The 13974-nt window shown below is 39.8% G+C and carries 13 protein-coding genes and 1 rRNA gene; 9 read left to right on the top strand and 5 right to left on the bottom strand.

The window, feature by feature from the left end; all coding sequences use genetic code 11:
• Positions 1-481 precede the first annotated feature (481 nt).
• The 3 genes from BCG07_RS01765 to rph are packed head-to-tail and all read right to left on the bottom strand — an operon-like array spanning position 482 to position 2300.
• Positions 482-868 carry a diacylglycerol kinase gene (locus tag BCG07_RS01765; RefSeq protein WP_006794747.1) on the bottom strand — a complete coding sequence of 129 codons (387 nt, stop codon included), beginning with the start codon at positions 866-868 and terminating at the stop codon, positions 482-484.
• A gap of 55 nt (positions 869-923) precedes the next feature.
• The gene (pyrE, locus tag BCG07_RS01760) at positions 924-1568 is read right to left on the bottom strand and encodes an orotate phosphoribosyltransferase (RefSeq protein ID WP_006794746.1); all 645 of its coding nucleotides are present in this window, start codon (positions 1566-1568) and stop codon (positions 924-926) included.
• A gap of 18 nt (positions 1569-1586) precedes the next feature.
• Complete coding sequence (gene rph, locus BCG07_RS01755; protein ID WP_006794745.1) at positions 1587-2300, bottom strand: ribonuclease PH; 714 nt, start codon at positions 2298-2300, stop codon at positions 1587-1589.
• 179 nt (positions 2301-2479) lie between these two features.
• Between rph and BCG07_RS01750 the strand changes: the two genes are divergently transcribed.
• The 6 genes from BCG07_RS01750 (at position 2480) to BCG07_RS01725 (ending at position 8880) form a co-directional block, all read left to right on the top strand.
• A complete protein-coding gene (locus BCG07_RS01750) occupies positions 2480-3340 on the top strand; it encodes a YicC/YloC family endoribonuclease (protein WP_008130686.1) in 861 nt (286 codons plus the stop codon).
• Positions 3341-3456: 116 nt separating this feature from the next.
• Positions 3457-4077, top strand: coding sequence for a guanylate kinase (gene gmk, locus BCG07_RS01745; RefSeq protein WP_138741025.1), 621 nt, complete (start codon positions 3457-3459; stop codon positions 4075-4077).
• 124 nt (positions 4078-4201) lie between these two features.
• Positions 4202-4477 (top strand): DNA-directed RNA polymerase subunit omega, encoded by a 276-nt coding sequence (gene rpoZ / locus BCG07_RS01740; protein WP_006794742.1) that lies wholly within the window; start codon positions 4202-4204, stop codon positions 4475-4477.
• Between the two features lie 128 nt (positions 4478-4605).
• Positions 4606-6711, top strand: coding sequence for a bifunctional GTP diphosphokinase/guanosine-3',5'-bis pyrophosphate 3'-pyrophosphohydrolase (gene spoT, locus BCG07_RS01735; RefSeq protein ID WP_008130682.1), 2106 nt, complete (start codon positions 4606-4608; stop codon positions 6709-6711).
• Positions 6712-6723: 12 nt separating this feature from the next.
• Complete coding sequence (ridA, locus tag BCG07_RS01730) at positions 6724-7116, top strand: deaminase RidA (RefSeq protein ID WP_006794740.1); 393 nt, start codon at positions 6724-6726, stop codon at positions 7114-7116.
• A 156-nt stretch (positions 7117-7272) separates the two neighbouring features.
• Positions 7273-8880, top strand: coding sequence for a flagellar assembly protein A (locus BCG07_RS01725; protein WP_243532445.1), 1608 nt, complete (start codon positions 7273-7275; stop codon positions 8878-8880).
• 37 nt (positions 8881-8917) lie between these two features.
• Here the strand turns inward: BCG07_RS01725 and asnA are convergent, their stop codons facing one another.
• Positions 8918-9913: an aspartate--ammonia ligase gene (asnA, locus tag BCG07_RS01720; protein ID WP_286888280.1), complete on the bottom strand. Its 996-nt coding sequence runs from the start codon at positions 9911-9913 to the stop codon at positions 8918-8920.
• 197 nt (positions 9914-10110) lie between these two features.
• Between asnA and asnC the strand changes: the two genes are divergently transcribed.
• The 3 genes from asnC to recG are packed head-to-tail and all read left to right on the top strand — an operon-like array spanning position 10111 to position 13438.
• Positions 10111-10569, top strand: coding sequence for a transcriptional regulator AsnC (gene asnC / locus BCG07_RS01715; RefSeq protein WP_006794737.1), 459 nt, complete (start codon positions 10111-10113; stop codon positions 10567-10569).
• 40 nt (positions 10570-10609) lie between these two features.
• Positions 10610-11296, top strand: coding sequence for a tRNA (guanosine(18)-2'-O)-methyltransferase TrmH (gene trmH, locus BCG07_RS01710; RefSeq protein WP_286888277.1), 687 nt, complete (start codon positions 10610-10612; stop codon positions 11294-11296).
• 60 nt (positions 11297-11356) lie between these two features.
• A complete protein-coding gene (recG, locus tag BCG07_RS01705) occupies positions 11357-13438 on the top strand; it encodes an ATP-dependent DNA helicase RecG (RefSeq protein ID WP_286888275.1) in 2082 nt (693 codons plus the stop codon).
• Between the two features lie 334 nt (positions 13439-13772).
• Here recG and rrf read toward each other — a convergent pair.
• Positions 13773-13887, bottom strand: a 5S ribosomal RNA gene (rrf, locus tag BCG07_RS01700).
• Positions 13888-13974: the final 87 nt, after the last annotated feature.

Genomic DNA, 13974 nt, shown 5'->3' with positions numbered 1-13974 from the left:
GACTGTGCTGAATAACTACCTAAGTAATTATTCTGTTGGTCACTCAGTTTCAATTGAGACTCTAATTTGTTTGCCTCACTTAGCGAACTAAGCTTGGCTGTTAGAACTCAATCTGTACGAGTGCCCACACAGATGATTGCTTTATATTGTTAAAGAACGTTTGAGTTGCCTTAGCGACTCAAGGGAAGCGAATCTTACGCTTTCCTGTATTTTTGTCAACACTTAATTTTAAATTTTATAAAAATCTAAACTTAAGTTTTACTCGACTCACTAAGTGGTTTGCTTGCCTCGCTAAGCGTTGCCTGCTCTGCCGTCTCAGTGGGGTCGCATTATAGGGAGATCCGAAAACAGATCAACCCTTTTTTGAAGAAAACTTGAAAAAACATACTGTTCGATGAGTATTTGAGCTAAACACACTAAAAAAACAACATTGCTTTCATTTTATTAACATGTATCGTCAATTTTGCTTTGAAACAGTAGGCTAAGATCCGACGATCTTCATATACAAACTCACTCCCCACAAGATCACAAGGATCATTAGTGAAAGCGTGACGGCTGCAGAGCCCATATCTTTTGCCCTGCCTGACAAAACATGTAGTTCTGTGCTTACACGATCTGTTAGTGCTTCAATTGCTGAGTTTAATAACTCAACAATTAATACCACTAACAGTGAGCACATAAGAATTGCCCAATGAAGTAATGAAGATGCCAGCAGAAATGAAAAAGGAAAAAGGATTATGCAGATCAGTAGCTCTTGCCTGAATGCAGCTTCTTCTTTAAACGCTGCTTTAAATCCTAGATAGGAGCAGTATGTGGCTTTAAATACACGCTTGAACCCTAATCCATTTGGTTTGAATACATCTTTCATTAAATAAGCTCTTTAAAAGGTCAAAAGAAAGCCCCGCAATGCGAGGCTTTATATTTTAGGCTACGCCGTATTTATCACGATACGCTTTTACTGATACTAAATGTTCACCCATTGTCCCTTGGTTTTCAAGGTAACTAATTAAATCAGCAAGTTTAACAATAGAGATTACCTGTGTATTAAAGTCGCGCTCAACCTCTTGAATAGCAGAGAGCTCAGCTTTACCTTTTTCCTGACGATCTAGTGCTATTAATACACCACTTAAGTCTGCGCCATTATCTGCGATGATTTCCATTGATTCGCGAATTGCGGTACCCGCCGTGATCACATCATCCACCAGCATGATTTTACCATTTAATGGTGAGCCTACTAATGTACCGCCTTCACCATGCGCTTTTTTCTCTTTGCGGTTAAAGCAATAAGGTACATCTTTGTTGTAATGATCTGCTAATGCTACAGCTGTGGTGGTAGCGATTGGAATACCTTTATAAGCTGGTCCAAATAAAACATCATATTCTATAGCCGCATCTTCTAGAGCTGCAGCATAAAAACGGCCTAACCGTGCTAAATCACGTCCAGTGTTAAATAAGCCTGCATTAAAGAAGTATGGACTAGTACGGCCTGATTTAAGGGTAAACTCACCAAACTTCAGTACCTGCTTTTCTAGCGCAAATTCAATAAATTCTTTTTGGTAATCTTTCATTTTTTGCTACCTACTTATTTATGCTAATGCTTGCTTTTGAACGTCAATGATCTCTCTAATAGAGTGTTTTGCTAATGTAAGTAACTCATCAAGCTCATCAAACGAAAACGGTTCGCCCTCTGCCGTGCCTTGAACTTCAATAATTTTACCTGTTTCAGTTAAAATTACATTCATATCAGTTTCTGCCGCTGAGTCTTCAATATATTCTAAATCACTTATAGCTTGGCCCTTATATATGCCAACTGAAATCGCAGCAATCATATGCTTAAGCGGGTTTGAATTAATCATACCCTTGGCACGCATGTGGGTTAGTGCATCGACAAGTGCAACACAAGCACCGCTTATTGATGCTGTGCGTGTTCCACCATCGGCCTGAATGACATCACAATCAATAGTAATTGTGTTTTCGCCAAGTGCTTTTAAATCAACTGCAGCGCGAAGTGCACGTGCGATCAAACGTTGAATTTCCATTGTTCGGCCACCTTGCTTACCACGAGACGCTTCACGAGCATTGCGCGTGTGTGTTGACCTTGGAAGCATGCCGTACTCAGCATTTATCCATCCCTTACCTTGGCCTTTCATGAAACGCGGAACGCCCGATTCAACCGTAGCTGTACAAAGTACTTTGGTATTACCAAATTCAACAAGTACAGACCCTTCTGCATGTAAAGTATAATTACGTGTAAATGATACGGGTCTAATTTGATTTGGTGTTCTTTGGCTTGGACGCATTGACGATCCCCTTAATTCATAATTTGCCACATTATAAGTGTATGTGAGTACAGATACCATGCTGATTTAACAAATACCTGGTTGCAAAACATTCAGCTACTTAAATTTTCCCTAGAGGTTGGAGAGTGTTTCGGTATAATAATAATTAATTATGTATTATAAAACTTAGGAAACCATCCATGATCCACAGTATGACAGCTTATGCGCGTCGCGAGATAAAAGGCGATTGGGGCACTGGCACTTGGGAAGTTCGATCAGTTAACCAACGTTACCTTGAAACCTTTATTCGCGCACCAGAGCAATTTCGTGGGATGGAGCCTGTTATTCGTGAACGCTTACGTAAACATCTACAGCGCGGTAAAGTAGAAGTATTTTTAAAGTTTGTTGCAAACCCAGCTCATGTTGGTGAGTTATCAATCAATCAAGCATTGGCTGAACAACTTATAAATAGTGCTAAATGGGTTCAACAGCAAAGTAATGGTGAGATAAACCCTGTTGATATTTTACGCTGGCCTGGTGTAATGGAAGCCGAAGAACTGGATATGGACAGCGTAAACACAGCGCTAATTGCAGGGCTTGATGAAGTAATAGAAGACTTTAAATCAGCACGGGGTGATGAAGGCGCAAATTTAGAAGAGATGATAGCAACTCGCCTTGATGCAATTATAGAGCAAGTAAACACTGTAGAAACTCACATGCCAGAAATTACTAAATGGCAACGTGAGAAACTTGAACAAAAATTGGAAGATTTAACGACAAATATTGACGAGTCTCGTCTTGAGCAAGAACTAATTTATCTGGCACAAAAACAAGATGTAGCTGAAGAGCTAGATCGCTTAAAGTCTCATGTTAAAGAAACTAAAAAAATTCTTAAAAAAGGCGGCGCATGTGGCCGTCGCTTAGATTTCATGATGCAAGAGTTTAACCGAGAAGCAAATACCCTCGCTTCTAAGTCTATTAATAGCGATATTACTAATGCGGCGGTCGAGCTTAAAGTTTTAATTGAACAAATGCGTGAGCAGATCCAGAATATTGAATAGCGTAAAGTTCGCCTGTGACTCACTTGAGCACAAATAGCTAAATAAAGTACAATGTAATAATTAAAGGCTTGGGTTATTTATAACCCAAGCCTGTTTATTTTTTGATAGAGAAAAACATGGCTCAAACTCGCGGAAACTTATTTATTTTATCAGCGCCATCAGGTGCAGGTAAGTCTAGCTTAATTAATGCCTTACTTAAGAAACATGCAGATATGAAAGTATCGGTATCGCACACCACTCGCTCACCTCGCCCAGGTGAAGAAAATGGCATTCACTATCACTTTGTAACTACAGATGAGTTTAAAGCATTAATTACCAAAGATGATTTTTTTGAGTGGGCACAAGTTTTTGATAACTATTACGGTACATCAAAACAAGCTATTAAGTCGCAACTTGACGCAGGCATAGATGTATTTTTAGACATAGACTGGCAAGGTGCACAGCAAGTTCGTAAAATTATGCCAAGCGTGCAGACTATTTTTATTTTACCGCCTTCTAAAGCAGAACTTGAACAACGCTTAAATAACCGCGGCCAAGACTCTGCAGATGTTATTGCGTCTCGTATGGCCAAAGCACAATCTGAAACATCTCATTTCAACGAGTACGATTTTGTTATTGTAAACGATGATTTTGATACTGCCCTTGGTGATATCGAAACGATTGTTATGGCGCAGCGTTTAACATTAAGCGCTCAAGAAATTCGTAATAAAAAATTACTAAATGACCTTTTAAAGTAAATTAAGGGCATTTAATTAGGTCATACTCAGTAAAACTGATAAAAATTGACCACTACCTATTGGCGAAAGTCCCTGCGTACAGTAAACTACGCCTTTGCTTTTAAATTATTTTTGGAGTGCTGAGATGGCTCGCGTAACAGTTGAAGATGCAGTAGATGCAGTTGGTAATCGTTTTGACTTAATTTTAGTTGCGGCTCGTCGTGCCCGCCAAATTGCTGTTGGTGGTAAAACTCCACTAGTAGACCCTGAAAACGATAAACCAACCGTTGTTGCTTTACGTGAAATTGAATTAAACCTTGTTGATAGCTCATCAATGGATTTAATTGACCGTGAAGAACAACAACATCAAGAAGCAGCAGAACTTGCTGCTGTTGCTGCTATTGTTGGTGGCAACCAATAATCGACCTCCCGGTCTGATTTAGCCAACGGCGCAGTATTTCTACTATAGCCGTTGGCAATCCTTTCTTTTCATCGTATATTCTTAACTTACCGTTACCTAATTTGCTTCACTAGAACATTGGAGTGTGAATGTATCTTTTTGAAGGTCTAAAAAAGAAAATTTCTGAATACTTACCTGCTGCTGAAGTTGAGCTGGTACAAAAATCTTACGTGGTAGCACGAGAGGCCCATGAAGGTCAAACTCGCTCAAGCGGCGAGCCTTACATTACTCACCCCGTTGAAGTAACTCAAATCCTCGCAGGTATGCACCTTGATCATGAAACGCTCATGGCCGCATTAATGCACGATGTAATTGAAGATACCGACTTTAGCCAACAAGACTTAGCTGAGATTTTTGGCGAAACCGTCGCAGAACTTGTTGAAGGTGTAAGTAAGCTTGATAAGCTAAGCTTTAAAGATAAAAAAGAGTTTCAGGCTGAAAACTACCGAAAAATGATCATGGCAATGACACAAGACATTCGGGTTATTTTAATCAAACTTGCCGATAGAACACACAATATGCGCACCCTTGGCGCACTTCGCCCAGATAAACGCCGCCGCATAGCGCGTGAAACACTTGAAATATACGCACCCATTGCAAACCGTTTGGGTATTCACGATATAAAAAATGAACTGGAAGACTTAGGTTTTCAAGCATTATACCCTATGCGCCATCGTGCACTTAAGTCGGAAGTGGCTAAAGCCCGTGGTAACCGCAAAGAAGTTATCTCCAATATTCAAACTGAAGTAGAAGCTCGCTTAGAAGAATCGGGCATTGCTGCTACTGTATCTGGACGCGAAAAACACCTTTATAGCATTTATAAAAAAATGCTAAATAAGGAGTTGCTGTTTAATGAGGTAATGGATATTTATGCGTTTAGAATTGCCGTCGATTCAATGGATACCTGCTACCGTGTATTAGGCGTTGCGCATAATTTATATAAACCTATTGAAACTCGCTTTAAAGATTACATTGCGGTACCTAAAACAAATGGTTACCAGTCGTTGCATACTTCGCTTGTTGGCCCGCATGGTATTCCTGTAGAAATACAAATTCGTACTCATGATATGGATCATATGGCCGACAAAGGCGTTGCAGCACATTGGATGTATAAAAAAGCAGGCGATGGTGCAGGAAATACGTCTCAGCAACGTGCTCGTCAATGGATGCAAAGCTTACTTGAACTTCAACAAAGTGCAGGGTCGTCATTTGAATTTATTGAAAACGTTAAAACAGAATTATTCCCTGAGGAAATTTACGTATTCACCCCTGATGGCCGAATAGTTGAACTACCAATGGGCGCTACTGCGGTCGATTTTGCGTATGCAGTTCATACCGACGTAGGCAATACCTGTGTAGGCGCGCGTGTTAACCGCAAACCTTACCCGTTAAGTAAACCACTAGACACAGGCCAAACAATTGAAGTGATCACCAGTTCAGGCGCTCACCCTAATGCTACTTGGCTTAACTTTATTGTGACGGGTAAAGCGCGCTTAGGTATTCGTAATTACCTTAAGAGTCAGCATCATGAAGAAGCTATGTTGCTTGGTAGACGCTTACTCGACTCTGCACTAGGCGAAAACAAGCTAGATAGTATTCCTGATGAAAATATTGCACGCGTTCTTGAGGAGCATGAACTTTCGACCTTACTTGAGCTGCTTGTAGAAATTGGCGCTGGTAATTTAATGAGCGTACTCATAGCCAAGCGTTTATTGCAAAATGATTCTGACGACTTGACCGACATAACGAAACAAGCCAAAGCGACCATTATTGGAACAGAAGGCATGTTAGTCAATTACTCTAAATGTTGCCGCCCTGTCCCAGGTGATGCAATTACTGCACACATAAGCCAAGGTAAAGGATTAACAGTTCATCGCCAAGAATGTAAAAATATTCGTGGCTGGGAAAGTGAACGATCTAAATACTTGGTCGTAAAATGGGATGATAACCCTGAAAAAGAATACATAGCAGCCCTTAGGGTAGAGATTATTAATCATCAAGGTGCGTTAGCTAAGTTAACCAACGTAGTTGCCACAACCCACGCTAATATTGTTGAAATAGCGACTGACGAAAAAGAAAGTAATTTATATGTGATAGACCTTGGAGTCACGGTTAAAAACCGTGTCCATGTTGCCAATATTATGCGAAAAATTCGCGTAATGCCCGATGTGCAAAAAGTCTATCGAAAAAAATAACATAGGAAAAACATGAACAAAGCATTTATATCCACCGAAAAAGCACCTGCAGCAATAGGTACTTATAGCCAAGCAGTTAAAGTTGGCACTGCAGTATACTTGTCTGGTCAAATTCCATTAGTACCTGAGACTATGGAAGTTATATCAGAAGACTTTAGTGAGCAAACACATCAAGTATTTAAAAATATCACAGCAGTGTGTGAAGAAGCCGGTGGTAAAATTCAAGACTTAGTTAAAGTAAATATTTATTTAACTGATTTATCTAACTTTGCTGTCGTTAACGAAGTGATGAGCCAGTACTTTAAGCAGCCATACCCTGCACGTGCAGCAGTTGGTGTACGTGCTTTACCAAAAGGTGTACAAGTTGAGATTGACGGAATAATGGAACTGCCTTCAACTAACTAATATTTTCCTGAGCTATAGACCCACTCTATAGCTCACACCTGTCCTCTTTTTATACTATATTGTTATTCTTACTATCTTGACTCCGTCTTCAATTTCTATCACTCTGTAACTATGTCATTAATTTACTAAAACTTTAGTGGTTAAAAAGGATTAGCTGTGTTTAAGCTTACTCATAATGGGAATGTTTTACTCGATGTAAATAAACACCCGCCTCCAAGTGCTACATTTGTTATTGAAGCAATAGAAATGTCTAAATTTTGCGACTGTAAAATTGATTACGACGCAATTAATGCATTCTTCAAAGATAAAAGTGCAGAGCCAGTACTTATCGTCGCGACCAAATACGATGCAAAGTTAGAGGTTGTCATCAGTGATGATAAAATGATGGCTACTGGCGAGCTTACCGTCGCGCAAGGCGGTGATTTACTCAGCCTTGATGATGCAAAAAAACAGCTAGTCAAAGCAGGTATAGTTCGTGGTTATAAGCAAGCATATTTAGAACAACTATTACAAAAGCAATTTACTGCTAAAGCAGGTGAGGTTGTGCAGGGTATTTTGGCTCAAGGCCGCCTGCCCAGTGATGGCTTAGCAACTAAACTCGTTACCAAAGTAAGAACCTTAAAAGACCATCTAAAAACCCCAAAGTTAAAAGAAGATGGCAGCGTTGATATGCGTGACTTTGGTAAAATGGCAAGTGTTGAGCCTGGTGCGGTACTTATACGCCAGCAACCCGCAACTCCAGGAAAAGAAGGCTTTACTGTACTTGGCGATATACTACCAGCGAAACCGGGTGACAATAAACAACTTGTTGCCGGTGAGGGTACCGAGATCTCTAAACTTAACCCTCTAGAGTTAGTATCAACCATATCAGGTGTGCCTATTGAAATTACTAACGGAATGCGCGTAGACGATATTTTTACTATTCCCGATGTCAACGTTAAAAGCGGTCATATTGATTTTGAAGGCAGTGTGATTGTTACTCGAAATATAGAACCTGGAATGAAAGTAACCGCCAAAGGTGATATTACAATATTTGGTACTGTTGAATCTGGTGAGTTAACGGCCGGCGGTAATATTACTGTTAAGCAAGGCGTTATTGGGCATCAAAAATCTGACGACAAATCGCTTTCGTGTAAGCTTATATGTGAAGGCGACATTCATGTATCACACTCACAATATTGCTATTTAGAAGCTGCAAATATTTTTATTGAGCGACAAACTAGCCACTGTATTATGAAGGCACGTCATGCTCTTAAGGTAGGTCAACCAGATTTACCTAAAGGTAAGATATTTGGCGGCGAGATTTTAGACGCGACAACATTAATTGCTGGTGAAATTGGCAACGAATCGGGTGCTAAAATGGTTATTAATTTAGCAAGCTCCGGCGGTGATATTACTGCTGAAACTGACGAGTGCTTTAAAGAGCTTGCTAAAACGGAGCAGCAATTAGACTCCTTACAACCTGCATTAGAAAAAGCAGACTTACTTAAAGATCCAGAAAGAAAAAACGAACTTATCAATAAAATTGGTGCTACTCAGTTACATCTATGTCAACAAGCAGAGCAATATGAAAGGCAACTCTCATCATTAGAGAATAACCTTCATGAATTACTTACAAATACACACTTAATCGTCAATACAGTTTTACATTCAGGTGTGGAAATACATATTTTTGATAAAGTTCTTAAAACAAACCGTAATTACCCACCTTGCACAATAAAACTGATGAATAACAAAGTAGAAGTTGAGTTTAAAACATCGTGAATATAGAGTGCTCAAAGCAGCACTCTTATATCTTTCATTAGAGTAGACCGTCAACGCTTGCATGTGTTTGTGTTGACCATACTCCAACTTGAACTTGTCCAATATGTTCCTTTTGCAGCAATAACATAGCCAAACGTGATTGCCCAATACCACCACCAATAGTTTGTGGAAACTGACTTTTTAATAATGCCTTATGCCAATCCAATTGCAGGCGGTTATCATCTCCTGTAATGCTCAACTGAGTTTTTAGTACCTCAGGGCTTACACGAATCCCCATTGAAGATATCTCAAAGGAATCTTCCAGTATTGGATTCCATACTAAAATATCACCATTGAGCCCTATATATTGTTCGCTCGTTGGTGTAGACCAATCGTCATAATCAGGCGCTCTTACATCGTGAATTTGACCATCGCCTAATTGACCACCAATCCCAATTAAAAATACAGCACCATATTTTTTTGCTATTGCTTTTTCGCGATTTTTAGCAGTAAGGTCAGGGTACATTTTACGAAGCTCTTCACTATGCACAAATTGAATATTGCTCGGTAAAAAAGGAACAAGCGAAAAGTGTTCGCTAACAAATTTCTCTGTTTCTTTTATGCCTTTATAAATTGATTCAACTGTACGTTTGAGGGTAGTTAAAGAACGTTCTGTTGATTCACAAATTACCTTTTCCCAATCCCACTGATCAACGTAAACCGAGTGGATAGGGCTTAGCGACTCTTCATCAGGGCGCAGTGCCTTCATTTGAGTGTAAAGGCCTTCACCTTTACTAAATCCATACTCACCTAACGTTTTACGTTTCCACTTTGCTAGCGAATGCACAACTTCGTATTGGCTATCGGCAATCGCTTTTACATTTACTGCTACAGCATTTTCATGACCGCTTAAATTATCTTGTGTGCCATCGCCTACTTTTGCAAGAATAGGTGCCTGCACTTCGACTAGCCCTAACTGCTTTTCCAATTGCCGTGAAAAAAATTGCTTTACGCTGCTTATTTGCAACTGCTGCTGCACATAGTGTGAACTCATAATAATTGGCCTCATTCCCAGTTATTGTTACTTACTTTATTTTTAATAACGCACCTAACAGATGCTGCTAATGAAGTTACTGTAACGATTTAAACTTTTAATTCAATAACCCACAATTAAAATAGCTTTAATGTATAATTTCGATTAATTTATAGGGGATAAAAATGTGAATTCACTAATTTAAATAAGAAAAAATAATGGAAAATTATCAAATCGATAATCTCGATAAACAGATACTTCACGCTTTAATGGAAAACGCCCGCACAGCTTATGCAGAATTAGCGAAACGTTTTAACGTAAGTGCCGGCACTATTCATGTGCGTGTAGAAAAATTAAAACAAGCAGGAATTATCACAGGCACCCAATTAAGTATAAATACAAAGCGACTTGGCTATGACGTTTGCTGCTTTATTGGTATTAATTTAAATAATGCACGCGACTATCCTGAAACACTCATTAAACTCGAAGCGCTCGAAGAAGTTGTTGAAGCCTATTACACCACCGGTAATTACAGCATTTTTATTAAAGTAATGGCTAAATCAATCGACCACTTACAGGATGTATTAATAAATAAAATTCAAGCGATAGAAGCTATCCAGTCCACCGAAACACTTATTTCTTTACAAAACCCAATTAGCCGTACAGTGATGCCTTAGTACATAAAATTTCGTATAATTAATAAAAAAGAGGATCACCATGCAGCAAAATCGCTATCAACGAATTAAAGACGTCTTATCGCGTCGCCAAACCGACTTAACCGTGTGCCTAGAAGACGTGCACAAACACCATAACCTATCGGCTATTGTAAGAAGTGCCGATGCAGTGGGTTGCCACCATGTACATGCTGTATGGCCTGAAAACCAAAAATGGCTAACTAATAACACCTCTGGCGGGAGTAAAAATTGGCTAGAAACCCACCTTCATAAAAATATTGATGATGCTGCAACCATGATGCGACAGCACAACCCAAATGTACAAATATTAGCCACGCACCTGAGCGAGGATGCCGTTGATTTTAGAGAAATAGATTACACAAAACCCACAGCAATTATTGTTGGGCAAGAAAAAACCGGGATCTCAGCACAAGCCCTTAAGCATGCCGATCAAAACATAATTATCCCTATGCAAGGCATGGTGCAATCTCTTAATGTTTCTGTGGCTGCAGCACTCATTTTATTTGAAGCACAACATCAACGCGAAAAGGCAGGGCTATATAGCCGTAATATGTTGAGCGAAGATATAAAACACCCTATGTATTTTGAAGGCTACCACCCCGTTATAGCTAAACAATGCCGTATAAAAAAACTACCTTACCCGCCACTCGATGAAGACGGTGAAATAATTGCTGACGATGAATTTTGGCACGCTTTAAAACATGCTTGATGCTTAGCGAGCCTGTGAGTACACTTAACTCATTCACAAATAAAAAGATTTGAGCCTACATTGTCTAAACCTAGCTTAAACCAATACCCCATTACGGAACTTAAAGGGGTCGGACCCAAAATGGCCGAACGCCTTTTAAAGCTAGGTATTAAAAACGTGCAAGACATGCTCTTTCACTTACCGCTTAGGTACGAAGATAGAACCCGTATTTATTCCATCAACGAACTGTCATTACACAGCCATGTGAGCATTGAAGCAACAATAGAAACAAGCCAGATCACATTTGGCAAAAGACGTATGCTCGTTGTACAAATAAATGATAATACAGGGAGGCTCACACTTAGATTTTTTAATTTCAGTGCTGCACAAAAAAATGCATTAAGCCCTGGAAAAATAATACGTTGCTTCGGCGAAGTTCGCCGCGGGCGTGTTAGCTTTGAAATGAGCCATCCAGAATACAGTTTAAGTGATACACCAAGTGAGCAGCCAACAGCTTCAACATTAACGCCAGTATACCCAACAACAGATGGTTTAAAGCAATTATCTATTAGGGCCCTAAGTGAACAAGCTGTAGAGCTGCTTAATAAATACTCTGTTGAAGAACTGTTACCCGTGCAATGGCAGCCTTCTCAACTTGCACTAGCTGATGCCTTATTGTTGCTTCATCGCCCACCTAGTGATATCGATGTTAATGAACTAGAGCAAGGCACACACCCTGCTCAGCAGCGTTTAGTATTTGAAGAATTACTAGCACAAAACCTAAGCTTATTAAAAGTAAGAGAGCAAGGACAGCAAGCAAAAGCAGTGTCTCTAAGTTCTACAAATAAATTAGAGCCTCAATTTTTATCACAATTGCCTTTTGCGCCAACCAATGCACAAAATCGTGTTGTGTCAGAAATTAAAGCTGATCTAGCATCTCCTTATCCTATGATGCGCCTAGTTCAAGGCGATGTAGGCTCTGGCAAAACCTTAGTTGCGGCATTAAGCGCATTAACAGCAATAGCTCAAGGGTTTCAAGTAGCTTTAATGGCACCTACTGAAATACTTGCAGAGCAGCATGGTATAAGTTTCACCTCATGGTTTAAACAATTAGGCATAGACGTAGCATGGCTTGGTGGAAAAACAAAAGGTAAAGAACGCACAGCAACACTAGAAAAGATTGCCTCTGGTGAAGCACAAATGATTGTAGGTACACATGCTTTATTTCAAGATGAAGTAAAATTTAACAACCTAGTACTTATAATTATTGATGAGCAACATCGGTTCGGTGTTCACCAGCGTTTAACACTAAGAGAAAAGGGACAATTTAATGGCTGTTATCCACATCAACTAGTGATGACCGCAACCCCTATTCCACGTACTCTAGCAATGACAGCTTATGCCGACTTAGAAGTCTCAATTATTGATGAGTTACCACCTGGCCGAACACCTATTACTACAGTAGCACTTCCAGACACGCGTCGTGACGATATAATTACTCGCGTTAAATCTGCTTGCAATGAACAAGAACGTCAAGTTTATTGGGTATGCACACTCATTGATGAGTCTGAAGCACTGCAATGTCAAGCAGCTGAAGATAGTGCTGTGCAATTGAAAGAAGCCCTGCCAGATTTAAATATTGGCTTAGTGCACGGACGAATGAAGCCAGCAGAAAAGCAGTCCATCATGGACGACTTTAAAAGAGGCCTTATACATGTTTTAGTTGCTACAACAGTAATTGAAGTAGGTGTTGATGTACCTAACGCAAGCTTAATCATCATTGAAAACCCAGAGCGCTTAGGTTTAGCACAATTACACCAGTTACGCGGGCGTGTGGGAAGGGGTAATATTGCCTCCCATTGTGTCCTTTTATACCATGCACCACTTTCGCATACCGCTCAAAAACGCTTAGGTGTACTTAGAGACAGTAACGATGGCTTTGTGATAGCTGAGCGGGATTTAGAAATACGCGGCCCAGGTGAAGTCCTTGGAACTAAGCAAACAGGCTTAGCAGAATTTAAAATTGCTGATTTAACCAGAGATAAACAAACCCTAAATCAAGTAAGGCCCATTGCACAACAGATGTTAAATCAATACCCTCAATATGTAGATCCACTCATTCAACGCTGGTTGGGCAATAAAACAAACTACGCACAAGCATAACCCAATTATACTTATTCCAGCATCACTCTAGGTAGTAAGTGGTTTTCAAATATAGTGTACAGTCTTCTAACTGAAACCTCTGGATGTAAATGCATATACGCTGATTACTTCCTACCCTTAGCCTTATAAATTATGTTGTAGTGCCCTCAGCGGTGGAGAGTCACATAGCAAATGTTACCTACCATAGGCCAGTGTATTAAATAGCCAAAACACTGTTCACAAAGAGGCGCTTTGCTTAAGAGACGCGACGCTTTAGAGAAGGGAATGTGAATATTACTTTTCTGCAGACGTAAAAAAGCCCGACTATCGCTAGTCGGGCTTTCTACAATTTGAAGCCTGGTAATGTCCTACTTTCACATAGCAAATGCTACACTATCATCGGCGCTGTTTCGTTTCACTACTGAGTTCGGCATGGAATCAGGTGGGTCCAAAACGCTATTGTCACCAAGCAAATTTGGGCGTTAATCCGTATTCCTACGCACTAACTGAATTTGGAAAATATCTGATAATATTTTTTAAGTCTTTCTGTCAGTAAT

Source organism: Pseudoalteromonas sp. ESRF-bin5, assembly GCF_002632075.1.
Classification (GTDB): domain Bacteria; phylum Pseudomonadota; class Gammaproteobacteria; order Enterobacterales; family Alteromonadaceae; genus Pseudoalteromonas; species Pseudoalteromonas marina.
Note: the sequence above shows the minus strand (reverse complement) of the source record. Positions and strands in the feature narration are given on the sequence as shown.

Excerpts from the sequence above, each read along its gene's own strand:
- asnA (WP_286888280.1), bottom strand. The coding sequence starts at position 9,913 with ATGAGTTCACACTATGTGCAGCAGCAGTTGCAAATAAGCAGCGTAAAG.
- rph (WP_006794745.1), bottom strand. The coding sequence starts at position 2,300 with ATGCGTCCAAGCCAAAGAACACCAAATCAAATTAGACCCGTATCATTT.
- asnC (WP_006794737.1), top strand. The coding sequence starts at position 10,111 with ATGGAAAATTATCAAATCGATAATCTCGATAAACAGATACTTCACGCT.
- ridA (WP_006794740.1), top strand. The coding sequence starts at position 6,724 with ATGAACAAAGCATTTATATCCACCGAAAAAGCACCTGCAGCAATAGGT.
- spoT (WP_008130682.1), top strand. The coding sequence starts at position 4,606 with ATGTATCTTTTTGAAGGTCTAAAAAAGAAAATTTCTGAATACTTACCT.
- BCG07_RS01765 (WP_006794747.1), bottom strand. The coding sequence starts at position 868 with ATGAAAGATGTATTCAAACCAAATGGATTAGGGTTCAAGCGTGTATTT.
- trmH (WP_286888277.1), top strand. The coding sequence starts at position 10,610 with ATGCAGCAAAATCGCTATCAACGAATTAAAGACGTCTTATCGCGTCGC.
- rpoZ (WP_006794742.1), top strand. The coding sequence starts at position 4,202 with ATGGCTCGCGTAACAGTTGAAGATGCAGTAGATGCAGTTGGTAATCGT.
- BCG07_RS01750 (WP_008130686.1), top strand. The coding sequence starts at position 2,480 with ATGATCCACAGTATGACAGCTTATGCGCGTCGCGAGATAAAAGGCGAT.
- gmk (WP_138741025.1), top strand. The coding sequence starts at position 3,457 with ATGGCTCAAACTCGCGGAAACTTATTTATTTTATCAGCGCCATCAGGT.
- pyrE (WP_006794746.1), bottom strand. The coding sequence starts at position 1,568 with ATGAAAGATTACCAAAAAGAATTTATTGAATTTGCGCTAGAAAAGCAG.